Source organism: Anaeromyxobacter paludicola (assembly GCF_023169965.1).
Lineage (GTDB): Bacteria > Myxococcota > Myxococcia > Myxococcales > Anaeromyxobacteraceae > Anaeromyxobacter_B > Anaeromyxobacter_B paludicola.
In genome coordinates, this window is the sequence record NZ_AP025592.1 from 1823401 (window position 1) to 1840312 (window position 16912).

Annotated in this window: 17 protein-coding genes; 7 read left to right on the top strand and 10 right to left on the bottom strand. The window is 73.6% G+C overall.

What is annotated here, in order from left to right:
- Positions 1-93: 93 nt before the first annotated feature.
- From AMPC_RS08540 to AMPC_RS08555, 4 genes are all read right to left on the bottom strand, one after another.
- The gene (locus AMPC_RS08540) at positions 94-852 is read right to left on the bottom strand and encodes an amino acid ABC transporter ATP-binding protein (protein WP_248345721.1); all 759 of its coding nucleotides are present in this window, start codon (positions 850-852) and stop codon (positions 94-96) included.
- Positions 853-865: 13 nt separating this feature from the next.
- Entirely contained in the window at positions 866-1501 is a 636-nt protein-coding gene (locus AMPC_RS08545; protein ID WP_248345722.1) for an amino acid ABC transporter permease, read from the bottom strand.
- An 18-nt stretch (positions 1502-1519) separates the two neighbouring features.
- Positions 1520-2308 (bottom strand): amino acid ABC transporter substrate-binding protein, encoded by a 789-nt coding sequence (locus AMPC_RS08550; RefSeq protein WP_248345723.1) that lies wholly within the window; start codon positions 2306-2308, stop codon positions 1520-1522.
- Positions 2309-2447: 139 nt separating this feature from the next.
- The gene (locus tag AMPC_RS08555; RefSeq protein WP_248345724.1) at positions 2448-4208 is read right to left on the bottom strand and encodes a mechanosensitive ion channel domain-containing protein; all 1761 of its coding nucleotides are present in this window, start codon (positions 4206-4208) and stop codon (positions 2448-2450) included.
- A 146-nt stretch (positions 4209-4354) separates the two neighbouring features.
- On the opposite strand from AMPC_RS08555, the gene AMPC_RS08560 reads away from it, so the two are divergent.
- The gene (locus AMPC_RS08560) at positions 4355-5128 is read left to right on the top strand and encodes a VOC family protein (protein ID WP_248345725.1); all 774 of its coding nucleotides are present in this window, start codon (positions 4355-4357) and stop codon (positions 5126-5128) included.
- A 6-nt stretch (positions 5129-5134) separates the two neighbouring features.
- On the opposite strand, the gene AMPC_RS08565 is transcribed toward AMPC_RS08560, so the two are convergent.
- Both AMPC_RS08565 and AMPC_RS08570 read right to left on the bottom strand, forming a co-directional pair.
- The gene (locus AMPC_RS08565; protein WP_248345726.1) at positions 5135-6985 is read right to left on the bottom strand and encodes an ATP-binding response regulator; all 1851 of its coding nucleotides are present in this window, start codon (positions 6983-6985) and stop codon (positions 5135-5137) included.
- Positions 6982-7863, bottom strand: a complete 882-nt coding sequence (locus AMPC_RS08570) for an alpha/beta fold hydrolase (RefSeq protein ID WP_248345727.1) — start codon at positions 7861-7863, stop codon at positions 6982-6984. The genes AMPC_RS08565 and AMPC_RS08570 overlap by 4 nt, the downstream gene beginning before the upstream one ends.
- A 331-nt stretch (positions 7864-8194) precedes the next feature.
- Here AMPC_RS08570 and AMPC_RS08575 point away from each other — a divergent pair, with 331 nt between their 5' ends.
- Entirely contained in the window at positions 8195-8560 is a 366-nt protein-coding gene (locus AMPC_RS08575) for a GFA family protein (RefSeq protein WP_248345728.1), read from the top strand.
- 10 nt (positions 8561-8570) lie between these two features.
- On the opposite strand, the gene AMPC_RS08580 is transcribed toward AMPC_RS08575, so the two are convergent.
- Positions 8571-9950 (bottom strand): APC family permease, encoded by a 1380-nt coding sequence (locus AMPC_RS08580; RefSeq protein WP_248345729.1) that lies wholly within the window; start codon positions 9948-9950, stop codon positions 8571-8573.
- An 88-nt stretch (positions 9951-10038) separates the two neighbouring features.
- Positions 10039-10974 carry a LysR family transcriptional regulator gene (locus tag AMPC_RS08585; RefSeq protein ID WP_248345730.1) on the bottom strand — a complete coding sequence of 312 codons (936 nt, stop codon included), beginning with the start codon at positions 10972-10974 and terminating at the stop codon, positions 10039-10041.
- Between the two features lie 60 nt (positions 10975-11034).
- On the opposite strand from AMPC_RS08585, the gene AMPC_RS08590 reads away from it, so the two are divergent.
- Together AMPC_RS08590 and AMPC_RS08595 are read left to right on the top strand one after the other, a co-directional pair.
- Positions 11035-11535, top strand: coding sequence for a cupin domain-containing protein (locus AMPC_RS08590; protein ID WP_248345731.1), 501 nt, complete (start codon positions 11035-11037; stop codon positions 11533-11535).
- 236 nt (positions 11536-11771) lie between these two features.
- Positions 11772-12524, top strand: a complete 753-nt coding sequence (locus AMPC_RS08595; protein WP_248345732.1) for a CDP-alcohol phosphatidyltransferase family protein — start codon at positions 11772-11774, stop codon at positions 12522-12524.
- 39 nt (positions 12525-12563) lie between these two features.
- Here the strand turns inward: AMPC_RS08595 and AMPC_RS08600 are convergent, their stop codons facing one another.
- Together AMPC_RS08600 and AMPC_RS08605 are read right to left on the bottom strand one after the other, a co-directional pair.
- Positions 12564-13061 (bottom strand): hypothetical protein, encoded by a 498-nt coding sequence (locus AMPC_RS08600; protein WP_248345733.1) that lies wholly within the window; start codon positions 13059-13061, stop codon positions 12564-12566.
- Positions 13062-13211: 150 nt separating this feature from the next.
- The gene (locus AMPC_RS08605; RefSeq protein WP_248345734.1) at positions 13212-14201 is read right to left on the bottom strand and encodes a permease; all 990 of its coding nucleotides are present in this window, start codon (positions 14199-14201) and stop codon (positions 13212-13214) included.
- Between the two features lie 284 nt (positions 14202-14485).
- Here AMPC_RS08605 and AMPC_RS08610 point away from each other — a divergent pair, with 284 nt between their 5' ends.
- Genes AMPC_RS08610 through arsN2 form a run of 3 tightly spaced genes read left to right on the top strand, consistent with a single transcriptional unit; the run spans position 14486 to position 16883 of the window.
- The gene (locus tag AMPC_RS08610; RefSeq protein WP_248345735.1) at positions 14486-14836 is read left to right on the top strand and encodes an ArsR/SmtB family transcription factor; all 351 of its coding nucleotides are present in this window, start codon (positions 14486-14488) and stop codon (positions 14834-14836) included.
- A gap of 8 nt (positions 14837-14844) precedes the next feature.
- Entirely contained in the window at positions 14845-15990 is a 1146-nt protein-coding gene (gene arsB, locus AMPC_RS08615) for an ACR3 family arsenite efflux transporter (protein WP_248345736.1), read from the top strand.
- Entirely contained in the window at positions 15987-16883 is an 897-nt protein-coding gene (gene arsN2, locus AMPC_RS08620) for an arsenic resistance N-acetyltransferase ArsN2 (protein WP_248345737.1), read from the top strand. The genes arsB and arsN2 overlap by 4 nt, the downstream gene beginning before the upstream one ends.
- The last annotated feature ends 29 nt before the right edge of the window (positions 16884-16912 follow it).

The window sequence follows — 16912 nt, forward strand, 5'->3', positions numbered from 1 at the left end:
GCTGGTGGGACTACGATCGGATCGTACGCTCTTTTGCGCCGCTCGCAAGTCCCTCGGGCGACGTTCGCCGCACCGGCGAGCGCCGCGGTGCGCTCAGCCCGGTCCCCCCTGCGAGAACCGCCGCAGGAAGGCCCGGGTCCGCTCGTTCCGGGGGTTGTCGATGAGCTCCCGCGCCGGCCCCTCCTCCACGACGACGCCGCCGTCGATGAGCATGGCGCGGTCGGCGACGTCGCGGGCGAAGTGCATCTCGTGGGTGACCACCACCATCGTCATCTTCTCGGCCGCGAGGGCCCGGATGACCTTCAGGATCTCGCCGGTCAGCTCCGGGTCGAGGGCGCTCGTCGGCTCGTCGAAGAGGAGGACCTGCGGGTCGAGCGCCAGGGCGCGCGCGATGGAGACGCGCTGCTTCTGGCCGCCGGAGAGCTCGCAGGGATAGGCGTCGGCCTTGCCCGCGAGCCCCATCTTGTCGAGCAGCGAGAGGGCGCGGTCGCGCGCCTCGGCCTTCTTGCGCCCGAGCACCCGCACCTGCGCCTCGGTGACGTTCCGGAGCACCGAGAAGTGCGGGAACAGGTTGAAGTCCTGGAACACCAGGCCGAGCTTCAGGAGCGCCCCGCGCAAGGTGGCCGCGTCGGCGTAGACCCCGTCCTTCACGATGGGCGTGCCGGCGATGGCGATGGTGCCGCTCGTCGCCGTCTCGAGGTGCGTGATGGCGCGCAGGAGCGTGGACTTGCCCGAGCCCGACGGGCCGATGATGGCGAGCACCTCGCCCTGGTGCACCGAGAAGGAGAGGTCCGACAGCACCCGGAGGTCGCCGTAGGACTTCGACAGGTGCTCGACGGTGACGACGTCCATGCGGCGATCCGGCTCAGTGGTAGTAGGCGAGCTTCCGCTCGAGGCGGAGGAAGAGCTCGGAGACCGCCCAGTTCATGACGAAGTAGAAGGCCCCGGCGATGAAGATGGGCGTGGTGGAGAACTGCCGGGCCGAGGCGTTCTGCGCCACCCGGAAGAGCTCGGCGACGCCGATGGTCTGGGCGAGCGCGGTGTCCTTCACGAGCGTGATCACCTCGTTGGCGGTGGCCGGCAGGATCCGCTTCACCACCTGCGGCAGGACGATCCGGAAGAAGGTGTCGGCCCGGCCGAAGCCGAGCACCTTGGCCGCCTCGTACTGGCCCTTCGGGATCGACTGGATGCCGCCGCGGTAGATCTCGGCGAAGTAGGCGGCATAGTTGATCGTGAAGGCCACGATGGCCGCCGTGAAGCGGTCGTACGAGGACTCGAAGAGGTAGTACGGCGCGAAGTAGACGAAGAGGAGCTGCAGGATGAGCGGCGTCCCGCGCATCACGAGGATGTAGGCGTGCACCGGGCCGCGCACGAGCCGGCTGGACGACATCCGTCCGAGCGCGATCGGCAGGGCCAGCGGCAGCGCCAGCGCGAGGGTCAGGAAGAAGACCTCGAGCGAGACGACGGACCCCTCGGCCATCGCCCCCAGCATCTTCGTCATGCGCGGACGCCCTTCCCGCTACTTGCCGACGACGGAGATGTCCGACCCGAACCACTGGGTCGTGATCTTCGCGAGCGTGCCGTCCTTGCGCATCGCCTCGAGCGCGCCCTGCACGCCGTCGCGGAGGGCGAGGTCGTTCTTGCGGAAGCCGACGCCGAAGACCTCGGGCGAGAGCGACTCGGGGAGGACCACGAGGGCCTTCTTCGAGCGCTGGATGTTGTCGTTGGCGAGGATGAGGTCCATCACCACCGCGTCCACGCCGCGGGCCTCGAGGTCCATGAGCGCGGTGAGGTTGTCCTTGAACTCGACCACCTCCTTCAGCGACTTCTTGAACGCCGGCGCCGCGTCGAGGGCGTTGGCGGCCGAGGAGCCGGCCTGGAGCCCCACCTTCTTGCCCTTGAGGCTGGCGAGCGTGGTGAACGGCGAGCCCTTCTTCACCACCACCACCTGGGCGTTGCGCAGGTAGGGCTTCGTGAAGGCCATCGCCTGCTTCCGCTCGTCGGTGATGGTGAAGCCGTTCCAGATGCAGTCGATCTTGTGGGTGTTGAGCTCCTGCTCCTTCGCGTTCCAGTCGATCGGCTGGGGGACGAGCTGCACGCCGAGCCGCTTCGCGACCTCCTTCGCGAGGTCGATGTCGTAGCCGACGATCTGGTTCGACTCGTTCCGGAAGCCCATGGGCGGGAAGGAGTCGTCGAGGCCGAGGACGAGCTTGCCCTTCTGCTTCACGGCCTGGAGCGAGCCGTCGGCGGCGAGGGCGCGGGACTGGAGGGCGACGAGGCAGAGCGCGGCGAGGAGGATCCTCTTCATGGTGCGGGCTCCTTGGAGGGGTCGGCGGGCGTGCCTGACGCCCGGTTCGGGCGCGGACTCTCGCACGCGGCCGCAGCCCCCGCAAGGGCTCGGCGGGCCGGCGCCGGGGACGCGCCCCCGGCCGGCGCCGCCGCCCGGGTCAGGCCGCCCCGACCACCTCGCCGCTGGTCCGCTTGCCGTGCATCAGCGCGATGATGGCGTCGTACAGGCGCCGACGGCTGTCGTGCCGCTCGAAGGCGCGGGTGATGTAGCGGACGTCCACCTCCACCCCGCTGCTGGTCGGGATGACGTTGATCCCGGGCTCGGCCGAGAAGGTGCGCACCCGGTACTTGGTGGTCGCCTTGAGCCACTCCTGCTCGGCGAGCTTGGCGTTCGCCGCCGTCTCCTGCCGCGCCAGCTTCTGCACCCCGTCGATGATCGGGTACGGGTCCTGGCCGAGCGGGATGAGCACGCGCAGCTCGTCCCACATCCACTGCCCCGAGGTGGAGAAGTTGAAGAAGTGGCGCTCGATCGCGAAGCTGTTCACGAAGGAGACGCGGCGGCCGGTCGGGTGGCCCGCGTCGCTCCAGCTCCCGGTCTCGAGGAGCACCGTGCGGAGCAGCCCGATCTCGGCCACCTCCCCGCCCACCCCGTTGATCTCGACCCAGTCGCCCACGCGGATGCCGTTGCGGCCCATGAGGATGAACCAGCCGAAGAAGGCGACGATGAAGTCCTTCATCGCGACCGTCAGGCCGGCGCCGGCGAGGCCGAGGATGGTGGTGGCCTGCGCCGGGACGCCGAGGAGCATGAAGAGCACCACCAGGACGCCCGCGAGCTGGACCGCCGCCTTCGCGACCGTGCGCAGGGTGCTCCGCCGGAACTCGTCCCCCTCCTTGCGCCGGAGCGCGCGGTCGAGGAGGAGGCTCGCCCCGAAGGTGGCGGCGAGCACCAGGAGCGCGAGGAGCACGCCGACGAGGAGCGCGTGCAGCACGCTCCGGGCGCGCGCCTCGGCGAGCGACGCCCAGTCGGCGTAGACGTCGGCGAGGTCCTGCTGGTTCTGGATGCGCTGGGCGATCACCCCGAGCCGGCGATGGATGGCGGCGGCCGGAGGCGCGACCCCTCCCGCCGGCGGGGGCGCCCCCGGCTGCAGCTGGGCCGCGAGCCGCTGCTTCCAGCCGCCGAGCAGCTGGGCCTTCTCGCGCGCCTCGCGCTGGGCCTGGGCGAGCTGGCCGATGGCGGCGCGCTGGTCGGACCAGGCCCGGAGCTTCCCGACCAGGCTGGCTGGCGGACCGCCGGACGCGACCGCCGCCGCCGCGCGCGGCTCCTTCTGCGCCGCCTCGTAGGCCTCCTTGAGCCGCTTGATGCGGGCCTGGGGATCGCCGCCGGCGCGCTCGAGCGCATCCGAGGCCGCGCCGAGCTCGTCGCGATCGAGCTCGAGCTGCGCCCGGGCCACCTCCACCTCGTCGAGCCGCTGCTCCTTGTCCTCCGGCGAGGCGGCGGCGGCCTCCCGGGTGAGCTGCGCCACCCGCTGCTCGCCGGCCTCCACCGCCGCCCGGGCCTTCGACTTGCGGGCCGCGAGCTCGCGGACCTCCGGCGTGGGGGGCGGCTGCTCGTCCACCGCGCGCCGCATGGCGTCCACGAACGCGAGATCGACCGAGTGGTCGGCCAGCCGCTCGGCCTGCCGCGCCAGCTCCTGCTCCTCGGGCGTGGTGGCCAGGGCGGCCACGCGCCGGGCGGTGAGGAGCGGGCTCATGTCCACCACCCGCGGGCGGTTTGGCGCCGGCCCGGTGGCGCCGCTGGCCGGGCGGGTCGCCGCGTCCTTGCTCGTGGCCGGCGCGGGGGCGCGGGTGGACCAGAGCCCGGCCACGGTTCCCGAGAGCGCGAGCGCCCCGGCGAGGAGGAGCCATCTGCTTGCTTTCATGTGGCCTAGAACACCACGGAACGGACTTTCGTCCCAGCCCGTCGCGCGCGAGGCGCCCCGAGCGGACCCCGGATCGCGCCCTGGCGCCGCGCTATGGGGTCCCGGACCCGAGGCGCCCGCCGGCGCCGCCCAGGAGGTCCTGAACCATGGCAAGCGCGAACGTGGGCTCGTTCGTCTGGTACGAGCACCTGACCCGGGACGTCCCCGCCGCGGTGGCGTTCTACTCCGAGGTGGTCGGCTGGAAGACCCAGCCGTTCAACGCCGACTACGTGATGTGGGTGGGGAGCCAGGGGCCGCTCGGGGGCGTGATGGCGCTGACCGACGAGCTCGCGCAGCGGGGCGTGCCGCCCCACTGGATGGCGCACGTCCAGGTCGCCGACGTGGACGCGACGGCGCGGCTGGCGGCGGAGCTGGGCGGGAAGGTCCACAAGCCGCCCACGGACATCCCGACCGTCGGCCGGTTCGCGGTCCTCGGCGATCCGCAGGGGGCCGTGCTCTCCACCTTCGCTCCCAATCAGGGGGACATGGCGCCGCACGATCCCGCCAGGCCCGGCGAGTTCTGCTGGAGCGAGCTCATGACGACCGACCACGTGGCCGGGTTCGACTTCTACGCGAAGCTCTTCGGGTGGAAGCTCCTCGACGAGATGGACATGGGGCCCATGGGGACCTACCGGATCTTCGGCCTCGGCGAGCGGCGGCTCGGGGGCATGATGCGGATCCCGCAGGGCGCTCCGAGGACGCCGGGGTGGCTCTACTACACCTCGACCGACGACCTCGCGGGCGCCGTCGCGCGGGCGACCGGCAAGGGCGGGAAGCTCCTGAACGGCCCCATGGACGTGCCCGGCGGCCGCATCGCGCAGCTCCTCGATCCGCAGGGCGCGGCCTTCGCGCTGCACGAGGCCAGGAAGCAGGCGCCGTAGCGGCGCTCAGCGGCCGGCGCCGGTCCGGACCAGGTCGAGGAGCGCCTCCACCGCGGGCGGCTTGGCGACGTGGGCGTCGAAGCCCGCCTCCTCGGCCCGCCGGCGATCCTCGGGCAGCGCGTAGCCGGAGAGGGCGATGAGCCGCGCGCAGTTGTGGTGGCCGCTCCGGAGCGTCCGGGCCACCTCGTATCCGTCCACGTCGGGCAGGCCGATGTCGCACAGGATGACCGCCGGCTCCAGCTCGTGAGCCTTCGCGATCCCGGTCTGCCCGTCGGCCGCGACGTGCACGCGGTGGCCCTCGGCCTCGAGGAGCGCCGCGAGGGAGGCGGCCTCGTCCCGGTTGTCCTCGATGACCAGCACCTCCAGCGCGCGCCCGCCCTCCGCCCGGACCGGTCCGGGGGCGGACGGCTGGCACGCCGCGGCGAGCGGCAGGCTCAGCACGAACTCGGAGCCGCGCCCCAGCCCGTCGCTATGGGCCTCGATCCGGCCGCCGTGCAGCTCCACCAGGCTCTTCGCCAGCGCGAGCCCCAGCCCGAGCCCTCCCCGGCTCCGCGCCAGGCTCACCTCGGCCTGGACGAACGGCTCGAAGAGCCGCGGCAGCAGGTCGGGCGAGATCCCGGCGCCGTCGTCCCGCACCCGGATCACCGCCTCGCCCTGGACCTGGGCCACCTGGACCACCACGGTACCGCCCGGGCTGCCGAACTTGGCCGCGTTCTGGAGCAGGTTGCCGATCACCTGCGCGATGCGGGTCGCGTCGGCGTCGACCCAGAGCGCGCCGGAGCCCTCGACGCGGAGCGCGATGCCCTGGTCCTGGAGCAGGGTCCGGTGGTCCTCGCAGGCGCGCCGGGCGACCTCGCCCAGCTCGAGGCGCGCGCGCCGGAGCTCGATCTTGCCCTTCGAGATCCGGGTCAGGTCGAGGAGATCGTCCACGAGCCGGGCCAGGTGGCCGGTCTGCCGGCCGAGGACCTCGCGCGCCAGCGCCGCTTGCCGGCTGCCGCTCGGGTAGCGATCCAGCAGCGCGAGCGAGTTGACGATCGGCGCGAGCGGGTTCCGGAGCTCGTGCGAGAGGACGGCGAGGAAGTGGTCCTTCCTCCGATCCGACTCGCGCAAGGCCTCGCGCGCCTCGGTGCTGACCTCGAGCAGCCGCTCGAGCTCGCCGGTGCGCTCGCGGACGCGCTGCTCGAGGTCGGCGTTGGCGTCCTGCAGGCGCCGCTGCGCCTGGGTGAGGGACTCGAGCAGGACCTCGTTGCGGAACCGGAGCCGGATGGCGTCCTGGATGGCGCAGCCTCCGCTGCGCGAGATCGCGGCGATGGCGAACCCGAACAGCGCCACCAGGAACGCCATGGAGGCCTGGACCGGCTCGCCCGCCGCCGCCAGCCGGAGCGCCATCGGCAGGAGCGCGGGGCCGGCGAACGCGAAGAAGGCCGGCGAGTAGCTGGCGTTGCTGGAGGCCGCGCCGGCGGTCATGCCCCCGAGGACGAAGGCGAGGAACATCTGATGGAGCGGCAGGCTCGGCGTGTAGAAGACGAGGGCGGCGGCGCCCCAGCCGGCTCCCGTGAGGAGGGCCCCCAGCGTGAAGCGCCGCGCCCAGACCGGCGCCTCGGCGGGGCCTCCGGGGGCTCGGCGGTACCTGCGGAGGAGCCCGAGCCGCAGGGCCGCCAGCGCCCAGAGCGCGCCCATCCAGGCGAGCGAGAGCGCCGGCGGGACCAGGCGCCGGAAGACCCAGGAGACGATCGCCGCGTTCACCACCACCGTCACCTGCGCGACGGGGGCGCGCGCGTAGAGGATCCGGACCTGCTCGGCGAGCACGCGCGGCTCGAGCGCCGGAGCCGCCGGGGAGGAGGCGTCGCCGCTCACACGCGCTCCTCGAGGCGGCCGAGGGCGTCGAGGATCGCTCGCCGCAGCTCGTCCCGGTAGAACAGGTAGCCGGACGCGTGGCCCGCCTCGAGCCAGCGCAGCTCGCAGCGCCAGTGGGCGGCGAGCCGCTCCATCTCCCGCGGCGGCACGAAGCCGTCGTGGCGCGTCCCCACCACGATGGCCGCGCCCGGTGCGCGAGGGATCGGCAGCAGCGTCGCGTCGAAGCGCGCCAGCCAGGCGCGCAGCCGCTCTCGCGCGGCCTCCTCGTCGTCGCGCTCGACCGCCAGGGCCCGCAGGTCCGGCCAGACGCGCAGCGCCCCCTCGGTGAAGACCGGCGCCGGAGAGGCCGAGGGGGCCATCGGGACCGCCGCCACGGCGAAGGGCACGGTGGCGGCCACCACCGCCGTCATGTTGCCGCCCATGCTGTAGCCCGCGACGCACGTCCGCTCGCACTCGCGCCGCGCCAGCGCGAGCAGCGCCTTCGCCTCCTTCACGGTGGCGAGCCCCATGAGCGAGAGATCGCAGACCGTCCGCGCCTCGTAGCCGCCCTGGCCGGCAGGGCGCCGCCCGCCGTAGTAGGCGTTCTCGAGCAGGAAGACCGCGACACCTCGCGACAGGAGCGGGCGAACCAGCTCGGTCCGCACCAGGTAGCCCTGATCGCCGCTCGAGGCGAGGAGCACCAGCGCGGCCCGCGGTGGCTCGCCGGCCCGCGCCAGCCGGCGCACCCGGGCCTCGCGCACCCGCGCAGGCAGCCGCCGCTCCGGGCTCTCGAAGACCCCGTCCTGGACCGTGAGCTCCCCGACCCGGCGCGCCGGACGCCAGCCCACCTCGGGCGGCGCGGCCGTCGCGAGCAGCTCCTCCTCCGACATCCCTGCCATCAGCGCGCGATCGCCCCATCCATCGCAGAAGAACCTGCCGCGCGGAAGGGCCAGGGAGACCAGCCAGTCGAGTGGGTGCATTCGCATGAACGGCACCGCCCTCGTCAGCGAGGAGAGCGCCCGCACGCTCGCCGCCCGGGCGACGCAGCCTCGGCCACTCCGGATGAGGTTTAGGATCGCCCGCCGGAACGTGCAGCCTCATCGGAGGAGCGGCGCCGCGCTCACGGAGGCCCCGCCCCGGGTCCCGGGACGAGGAAGGTTCTCGTTGCGCGGGGCGGCCGGAGGATCCAGAAGAACCTCGGACCCCGGCATTCCGGCGAGAGGAGCACGCATGGCGGAGAAGACCTACGAGGGCGGCTGTCACTGCGGCGCGGTGCGCTACCGCGTCACGGCGGAGGTCGAGCGGGCGGTGAGCTGCAACTGCTCGATCTGCTCCAAGACCGGCGCCCTGCTCGCCTTCGCGCCGGCGGAGCGGTTCGAGCTGCTCCGGGGCGCGGACGCCCTCACCGACTACCAGTGGGGCAAGAAGCGCATCCACCACACGTTCTGCCGGCACTGCGGGGTCCGCTCCTTCGCGCGCGGCGAGAAGCCGGGCGGGGGCGAGATGGTGGCCTTCAACCTGCGCTGCGTGGACGGGGTCGACCTGGGCGCCATCCCGGTGGTGAGCCACGACGGGCGGAGCACGCCGATCGACTGAGCGCCCGCGCTCATCGCCCGGACGGGCCGAGCCGCGCTCCCACGCGCCGGCGCCGGAGGGCGAGGTAGACGGGGACGCTCGCGACGAGGAGCGCCAGCGCGCAGGCGGTCTGGGCCGGGCTCTCCCGGGCGAGCGACGCGGCGAGGACCGCGTCGGCGGCGCCGAGGACGAGGAGGGTCCAGGGGTAGCCTCGCGCGCGCCAGGGCCGCGGGAGGGACGGGGCGCGCCGGCGCAGCACCACCACGGCGCCGGCCATGAGCAGGTCGTTCGCGACCGCCACGCCGGCGAACACGGCGAGCAGCTCGTCGTAGGTTCCCGAGACGAGGAAGCCGATGGCGGCGAGCGCGACGAGCCAGAGCGCCAGGGCCGGCGTCCCGCCCGCGTTCACGGTCGTGGCCCCGCGCGTCACGAAGCCGTCGCGCGCCAGCGCGTAGAGCGTCCGCGAGGTGAAGAGCAGGCCCGCGTTCAGCCCGCCCAGCATCGAGACGGCGGAGAGGACCACCACCGCGCCGACCGCGAGCGGGCCGCCCGTCGCGCGCAGGGCGGCGACCAGCGGCAACGGCGCGGCGCCGAGCCCCTGCATCGTCAGCACGTGGGCCAGCGCCGCGTTCACGACGACGTAGATGACGACGGTGAGGCCGATGCCGACGAACATGGCGCGAGGGAGCTGGCGCCCCGGGTCCACGTGCTCCTCGGCGAGGTACACCGGGGCGTTCCAGCCGGAGTACGAGAAGAGGATGAGCCGCTGCGCCGCCGCGAACGCCGCCGCGCCCGGCAGCCAGGCCGGGGCGGCGCCGGGGGCGGCCCCCGCGGGCGCCGGCGCGCTGGCGGGCGCCGGGGCGACGATCGCCAGCAGGGCGAACGCGAGCAGCACGACGCCCCAGCCGGCCGCGCTGACCTTCTGCACGCGATCTCCGGCGCCGATGCCGGCGTGGTTCACCGCCGCCACGAGCACCACCCCGGCGACCGCGATCGCGGTGCTGAAGCGCGTGACCGGCGGCCAGAGCTCGCCCAGGAACCCGCCGACGAGCAGCAGCGGCGCGGCGAGGCCGCAGGTGTTGATGAGGGTGTCCGCCCAGCCGACGAGGAACCCGCCCCAGGGGCCGTACGCCGCCTTCGCGTACACGTAGGGACCGCCGGCGCGGGGCAGCATGGTCGCGAGCTCCGCCTGCGCGTTCGCCCCGAGCAGCGCGTAGAGCCCGCCCACCACCCAGGCGGCGATCCAGGGGAGGAGCGACGGGAGGTGCCGCGCCGTGAGCGACGAGTTCGCGAAGCTGACCGGCACCACCGTGCCGATCACGATGGCGAGGCCGAAGCCGAAGCCCAGGACGGCCCGGAGCCGGTTCGGGGCCGGCGGGTCGCGCGAGGGGCGGTTCACTTCGGGGAGCACTCGGGCAGCCTAGCGGCGGGCGGGGGGCGGCGCTGCGAAGCGGGGCGCCCCCGTCGAGGCGCTTCGACGCTCGCGCGAGGAACCCCGTTCAGGGCTGGGGCGCTCGCGGCGGCGGCGCCCGGCCCTCGATGAGCGCGCGCCGGGCCGCGATGGCGCCCGCGAGGAAGTCGCGGACCACGCGCACCCGGGCCGTCGTCCGCAGGTCCTGGTGCGTGAGCACCCAGAGCGGCGTCGCCGCCTCGTGCAGGAGCCGGAGGCACCGCCAGCCCGCCATCGCGCCGCCGAGCGCGCACGGGAAGGCCGCCACGCCGAGCCCCGCGTCCACGGCGTCGCGCAGGCCCGCCACGGTCGTCACCGAGAGCGCCACCCGCGCGTCCGGCACGTTCGCCCTCCTCCAAGCGTCGAGCGCCATCGGCGGGGTCGCGTCCCAGGCGATCCAGTCGAGCGCCGCGAGGTCCTTCGTCGAGCGGCCCGCGAGGTAGCGCTCCGCCCCGTAGACCGCCGCGCCCGCGACGGCGACCCGGCGGCCCACGAGGTCCGGCGGCGGCTCCGCCGCGACGCGCAGCGCGACGTCGGCCTCCCGGTGCGCCAGGTCCGCGAAGCCGACCGTGCCCGAGACCGTGAGGGCAATGTCCGGGTACGCCTGGCCGAGCTCGCGCAGCGCCGGGAGGAGCAGCGGCAGGAACGGATCCGGCATCGTCACCCGCACCGGCCCCGACAGGCGGAGGTCGCGCCCCTGGACCCGGCGCTCGAGCGAGAGCACCACGTCCTCCACCTGGCCCGCCGTGTCGAAGACGTCCTGCCCGGCCGGCGTGAGCTCGTAGCCCGACGCGGTGCGGTCGAAGAGCCGCACGCCCGCGGCCGCTTCCAGGCCGGCGAGCCGGCGCAGCACCGTCGAGTGGCTGACGCCGAGCGCGCGCGCGGCGCCCCGGACCGACCCCGCCCGCGCCAGGAAGAGCGCGGTGCGCAGGTCGTCCCAGGCGACCGGGAGCGGCTGGTCCGTTTTTCGACCATAGGAACGCATCTACGCAGTCTACCGGCGCGGCGGCGCACCGGCTAGCTTCGAGGGCCAGGAGGTGCCCACATGCACGCGAACGCCGAGCGTCGGTCCTGCGCCGAAGCCCCCGAGGTCATCGTCCACGCCCCCGGCGCGGGCGAGGCCATCTGGTTCCTCGACAACCTCGTCACCGTGAAGGCCTCCGCGCGATGCGGCGCGCGGTTCGGGCTGGCCGAGAATTCGCTGCCCTCAGGCTCCGAGACCCCCTTCCACCGGCACCGGGAGGACGACGAGTCGTTCTACGTGCTCGAAGGTGGGATGACGCTGTTCCTGGAGGGCGGGCGCGCGGTGGAGGCCGGTCCCGGGGCGTTCGTGCACATCCCGCACGGGGTGGCGCACGGGTTCCGGACCCGCTCGCCGGTGCGGATGCTCGTCCTCTGCGATCCGGCCGGGTTCCTCGAGTTCGTGCGTGACTTCGGCGTCGCGGCGCCGCGGGCCGAGCTTCCTCCCGCGGCGGCGCCGGACGTGCCGCGGCTCGTGGCGACCGCGGAGCGGCACGGGATCGAGATCCTGGGGCCCCTCCCCTGATCCTCGAGCCGGCGCTCGGATTCGACCCTCACCTCGTGGAAGCCGCGCCGCCTTAACTCGCGCCGGCGCGGGGGGTCCTGAGCGACTGCACAGCAAGGTCCGCGGCTCCCACTCCCACTCACGATCCCATCGGGCTCGCGCAGCGCCCGGTGTAGAAGGGGGCCGCGGATCTTCGAGATGCGTCTCAGGTCCACCGGCGGCGCCGGCGTCAACTGCTCCCCGGGGAAGGGTCGTTCATGCGTTCTTGCTCACCGCCCGAGGTCGCCGGTTCCATCTCTTCACCGGTCGATCCGCGCGGACTGCGCCCGGCGAGCTCCTTCGGGGACGCCATCCCGGTTCCGCTGCCGGGCCACCCCGCGGGCTGGCGCAGCGCCGCGGAGCAGGCCTGGATCCGCCTGTGGGCTCCCGCCACGCGCTTCTGCGTGCGGAGGCGGATCCACGCGGACGCCGTCACCGTCGCGAGCGCCGTCCTGGTCGCCAGCGCGGCGGCGCTGATCGGCTTCGGCGCGATCGGCGTCGGAGGCTGGCTCTACCTCCTGGGGGCGAGCCTCGACGCCCTCGACGGACAGGTGGCGCGCGCCTCCGCGCGGAGCACCAGGGCCGGCGCCTTCCTCGACTCGACGCTCGACCGGGTGGGCGAGCTGCTCGTGCTGGGCGCGCTCGCCATCCACTATCGCGCGAGTCCAGCGCTCGCCGCCGTCCTCGCGGTCGCGGGCGCGTCCGTCGTCGTCAGCTATGCCCGGGCGCGAGGCGAGGCCCTCGGCGCCGGGGCGGCCTGCAAGGTCGGTGGGATGCAGCGCCCGGAGCGGGTCGCCGCCGTGGGCGGCGCGTGCGCGCTCTCCCCGCTCGGCGACGTCCTGCTCGGCGCCGGGGCCGGTGACGTGCTGACCGGTGGCGCGCTGGTCCTCGTGGCGGTCGCCACCGGCGTCACCGCGGCCACTCGGGTCGTCGCGATCTACGCCGCCCTGTCGGGCGACGAGGGGCGCTGAGGGCGGCCGGATGACGCATTTCCGTCCGCCGCCGGGCGGCTACGGGGCCAGCGCCGCGCAGAGCGCCGCCACGTCGCCGGACTGTCCCACGTCCGGCGTCACGATGAACTGCGCGTCCGGATGGGCGAGGAGGTCGATGCGCCCGGCGGAGAGGAAGAGGCTTCCGTCCGGGAGCGGCACCTTCTCGAACTCGCCCTGCTGCACCAGGCCCGTGAGTTCGCCATTCGCGTCGGCCTGCGCGACCTCGAGGTAGGTGTAGGGCAGCCCCTGAAGCGTCTGCTGGTTGGCGCTGAAGGTGTCCTGCTCCGTCACCTGGAAGGTCGCCATCACCGTCCCGTTCTGGCGGACGAACCGCATCCACGTGAGCGAGACGGTCGAGTCGATGTCCACCGGGAACGCGCAGAGATCCGTGACCGTGATGGAGGCGGGATAGCCGAAGGTGCGCTTGAACTCGCGGACCGCCTGGGCCGGCGTGGCCCACGCCGCGAACGCGGCCGCCGCGAGGAGGAGCGAGAGGCTGCGGATCTGCTTCGTCATGAGCGGCTCCCAACGGGGCAGGCGCGCCCCGGCTACCGGCACGAACGCTTGGCGGCGCCGGGGCGGGCGGGCAAGGCCTGGCTGGGGCGGCTGCCAGGAGGTGTCGCATCCTGGCCGCGAGCCCCTACGCCAGGCCGCCCCCGTCGCGGCTCACAGCACGGCGTTGAAGAGCCACCCCACGAGCATGATCCCGGTCGCGACGACGGCGATGAAGGTCCCGAGCAAGCGGGGCTTGAGGACGCGCCGCAGGAGCAGGAACTCCGGGAGCGACAGCGCGACGACCGCCATCATGAACGCGAGCACGGTGCCCAGCGCCGCGCCCTTGGCGAGCAGCGCCTGGACGATGGGGATGAGCGTCGCCGTGCTCGCGTACATCGGGACGCCGAGGCCGACCGCGAGCGGCACGGTCCACCAGGCCGAGCGGCCCATGAAGCTCGCGAGGAGCCCCTCGGGGACCCAGCCGTGGATGAACGCGCCGACGCCGATCCCGACGATCACGTAGGGCCAGGTCTTGCCGACCACCTTGCGGACCGCCGCCACCCCCTCGAGCAGCCGCTCCGGGAGCGCGAGCTCGCGCTCCACGGCGGAGGTGCCCAGCGCGCGACGCTCCCTCACCCACGGCTCGATGTGCCGCTCGAGGCCGAGCCGGCCCAGGATCAGGCCCGCCAGCATCGCGAGCGCGAGGCCGGTGACGAAGTAGAGGGAGGCGATCTTCCAGCCGAACAGCCCCAGGAGCAGCACCAGCGCCACCTCGTTCACGAGCGGCGCGGAGACGAGGAAGGAGAAGGTCACGCCGAGCGGGACCCCGGCCTCGACGAAGCCGATGAAGAGCGGGACGGCGGAGCAGGAGCAGAAGGGGGTCAGGACGCCGAGCAAGGCCGCGAGCACGTTCCCGACCGACTCGCGCCGACCGGCGAGCAGGGTGCGGACGCGCGCCGGCGTGAACCAGGTGTTCACGACGCCGATGACGAAGACCACCGCGACGAGGAGCAGGAGGACGTGGGGGACCTCGTAGGCGAAGAAGCGGACCGCGTCGCCGAGGGCCGTTCCGGGGCGGAGGCCGAGCAGCCGGTACGTCAGGCCGTCCGCGACCGGGCTCGCGAGCAGGAAGGCGGCGGTCCACGCCAGCACGGCGAGCACGGGCCGCCGCGGGGCGATGGCCGGCGGCGCGGCCGGCGAGGCTGCCGCGAATCCGGGAAGCGGTGAGCAGCACGTTGCGGCGGGGTCGGCCATGGCGTTCCTCCGGGGTCAGTGGCTTCGTTCATCGTCGCTTTACGATGTAACGAACTCGCACGCAAGCCGGATTCGAGCGGCATTCCACTGTGCCGCGCGATCGTTCACGTTTTTACCTCCGCCTCCCGTCCGTCGCGCGCCGATGCGAGGCGGGTTGCGCGCCCCGCGCCGGCATCGTAGAAGAACGATTCATGGCGACCCGACTCAAGGAAGCACCGGCCTGCGGCCCCGGCGACTCGCGCGAGGAGCCCGATCTCCGCCCGGTGGAGGGCAGCGAGGCCGACGAGGAGCTGGCGACCCTCGCCAAGGCCGTCGGACACCCCGCCCGCGTGCAGATCCTACGACTGCTGGCGCGGCGCGACGCCTGCGTCTGCGGCGACATCGTGGACGAGCTGCCGCTCGCGCAGTCCACGGTGTCCCAGCACCTCAAGGTGCTGAAGGAGGCCGGGCTGGTCCGGGGAGAGATCGACGGGCCGCGCGTCTGCTACTGCCTCGAGCCCCGCGCGCTGCGCCGGCTCAAGTCCCTCGTCGGCAGCCTCTAGGAGCCGCCATGTCCCAGTCCCTCGCCGCCGCCCCGGCCCGGGCCAGCGTCGCCCGCCGCCTCTCCTTCCTCGACCGGTACCTCACCCTCTGGATCTTCCTCGCCATGGGCGCGGGCATCCTGCTCGGCTGGGCCGTGCCCGGCGTGGTCCCCGCGCTGAACGCCCTGAGCGTCGGGACCACGTCCCTCCCCATCGCGGCCGGCCTGATCCTGATGATGTACCCGCCGCTCGCGAAGGTCCGGTACGAGGAGCTGCCGCGCGTCTTCCGCAACGGGAAGGTACTCGGCCTCTCCCTCGTGCAGAACTGGGTCGTCGGCCCCGTGCTGATGTTCGTGCTGGCCGTCGTGTTCCTGCGCGACAAGCCCGAGTACATGGTCGGGCTCATCCTCATCGGCCTCGCCCGCTGCATCGCGATGGTCATCGTCTGGAACGACCTCGCGAAGGGCGACACCGAGTACTGCGCCGGCCTCGTCGCCTTCAACTCCATCTTCCAGGTGCTCTTCTTCTCGGTCTACGCCTGGCTGTTCATCACCGTGCTGCCCGGGTGGCTCGGCCTGCGCGGCGCCGAGGTCCACATCACCATCGGCGAGATCGCGCGGAGCGTCTTCGTCTACCTGGGCGTCCCCTTCCTCGCCGGGGTGGCGAGCCGCTTCGGGCTGCGGGCGCTGAAGGGCGAGGAGTGGTACCGGAAGGTCTTCATCCCGAAGATCTCGCCCATCACCCTCGTCGCGCTGCTCTTCACCATCGTGGTGATGTTCTCGCTCAAGGGCGAGACCATCGTGCAGGTCCCGCTCGACGTGGTGCGGATCGCCCTCCCCCTCCTCGTCTACTTCCTGCTCATGTTCTTCGCGTCGTTCTTCATGAGCCGGAAGGTCGGGGCGACGTACGGCCAGACCGCCACCCTCTCCTTCACCGCGGCCTCGAACAACTTCGAGCTCGCCATCGCCGTGGCCGTCGCGACGTTCGGCATGGGCCACGGGGCGGCCTTCGCCGCCGTCATCGGCCCGCTGGTGGAGGTGCCGGTGCTCATCGGGCTCGTGAACGTGGCGCTGAAGCTCCGCGACCGCTGGTTCCCGGGCGAGACCGGCGAGCTCGCCAAGGTGGCGAACTGCGCCGTGGCGGTGGAGGGCCCCGCGGCCGGGAGGGAGCCGTGACCGAGACCTGGCGGGAGGAGGCCGAGCGGCTCCGGGCGAGCGCGCCGCGGCACGTGCTCTTCCTCTGCGTGGCCAACTCCGCGCGCAGCCAGCTGGCCGAGGGGATCGCCCGCGCGCGGGCGCCGGCCGGGGTGAGGATCTCGTCCGCCGGCTCGCAACCGGGGACCCTGAACCCTTTCGCCGTGAAGGCTCTTGCGGAAGTGGGCATCGACAGCTCGGGGCAGTTCTCGAAGAGCGTGAGCGAGATCCCGGCCGGCGACGTGGACGCCGTCATCACCCTCTGCGCCGAGGAGGTCTGTCCCGCCTGGCTGGGAAAGGCGACGCGCCTGCACTGGGGCCTGCCCGATCCCGCGGCCGCCGGCGCCACCGACGCCGAGCGGCTCCAGGCCTTCCGGCAGGTCCGGGACGAGCTGCGGCGGCGGCTCGCGGTGGTCTTCCCGCAGCCCGACGCGTCGCTGGTGCACATCGAGGTAGCGTCGCCCGGAGACCTGCCCGCGATCCGCGCGCTCCTCGAGCGGCTCCATCTGCCTGCGGCCGACGTGAGCGGCGCCGGCCAGACCTTCTTCGTGGCCCGGAGCGGCGACGAGCTCGTGGGCGCCGTGGCGCTCGAGCGGCATGGGGAGGACGCCCTGCTCCGGTCGCTGGCCGTGGCGCCGCGTCTCCAGTCCACCGGGCTCGGGAAGGCGCTGTACCTGCAGGCGCTCGCCGAGGCTGGGCGCACCGGGACACGCGCGCTCTACCTGCTCACGACCACCGCCGCGCCCTGGTTCGAGGAGGCCGGGTTCCGGCGCATCGACCGGGCGAGCGCGCCGGCCGTAGTGGCGGGCAGCGAGGAGTTCAGGGCGCTCTGCCCGGCCTCGGCGGTCTGCATGGAGCTGGTGATCGGGGGGTGAGGCGGGCCGGGTAGGAGCCGCCGCCCGCG

Bases quoted from the DNA above. Each gene is read 5' to 3' on its own strand.
- AMPC_RS08560 (WP_248345725.1), top strand. From the start codon at position 4,355: ATGGCAAGCGCGAACGTGGGCTCGTTCGTCTGGTACGAGCACCTGACC.
- AMPC_RS08555 (WP_248345724.1), bottom strand. From the start codon at position 4,208: ATGAAAGCAAGCAGATGGCTCCTCCTCGCCGGGGCGCTCGCGCTCTCG.
- AMPC_RS08595 (WP_248345732.1), top strand. From the start codon at position 11,772: ATGCGTTCTTGCTCACCGCCCGAGGTCGCCGGTTCCATCTCTTCACCG.
- AMPC_RS08585 (WP_248345730.1), bottom strand. From the start codon at position 10,974: ATGCGTTCCTATGGTCGAAAAACGGACCAGCCGCTCCCGGTCGCCTGG.
- arsB (WP_248345736.1), top strand. From the start codon at position 14,845: ATGTCCCAGTCCCTCGCCGCCGCCCCGGCCCGGGCCAGCGTCGCCCGC.
- AMPC_RS08550 (WP_248345723.1), bottom strand. From the start codon at position 2,308: ATGAAGAGGATCCTCCTCGCCGCGCTCTGCCTCGTCGCCCTCCAGTCC.
- AMPC_RS08610 (WP_248345735.1), top strand. From the start codon at position 14,486: ATGGCGACCCGACTCAAGGAAGCACCGGCCTGCGGCCCCGGCGACTCG.
- AMPC_RS08570 (WP_248345727.1), bottom strand. From the start codon at position 7,863: ATGGCAGGGATGTCGGAGGAGGAGCTGCTCGCGACGGCCGCGCCGCCC.
- AMPC_RS08540 (WP_248345721.1), bottom strand. From the start codon at position 852: ATGGACGTCGTCACCGTCGAGCACCTGTCGAAGTCCTACGGCGACCTC.
- AMPC_RS08575 (WP_248345728.1), top strand. From the start codon at position 8,195: ATGGCGGAGAAGACCTACGAGGGCGGCTGTCACTGCGGCGCGGTGCGC.
- AMPC_RS08600 (WP_248345733.1), bottom strand. From the start codon at position 13,061: ATGACGAAGCAGATCCGCAGCCTCTCGCTCCTCCTCGCGGCGGCCGCG.
- AMPC_RS08590 (WP_248345731.1), top strand. From the start codon at position 11,035: ATGCACGCGAACGCCGAGCGTCGGTCCTGCGCCGAAGCCCCCGAGGTC.
- AMPC_RS08545 (WP_248345722.1), bottom strand. From the start codon at position 1,501: ATGACGAAGATGCTGGGGGCGATGGCCGAGGGGTCCGTCGTCTCGCTC.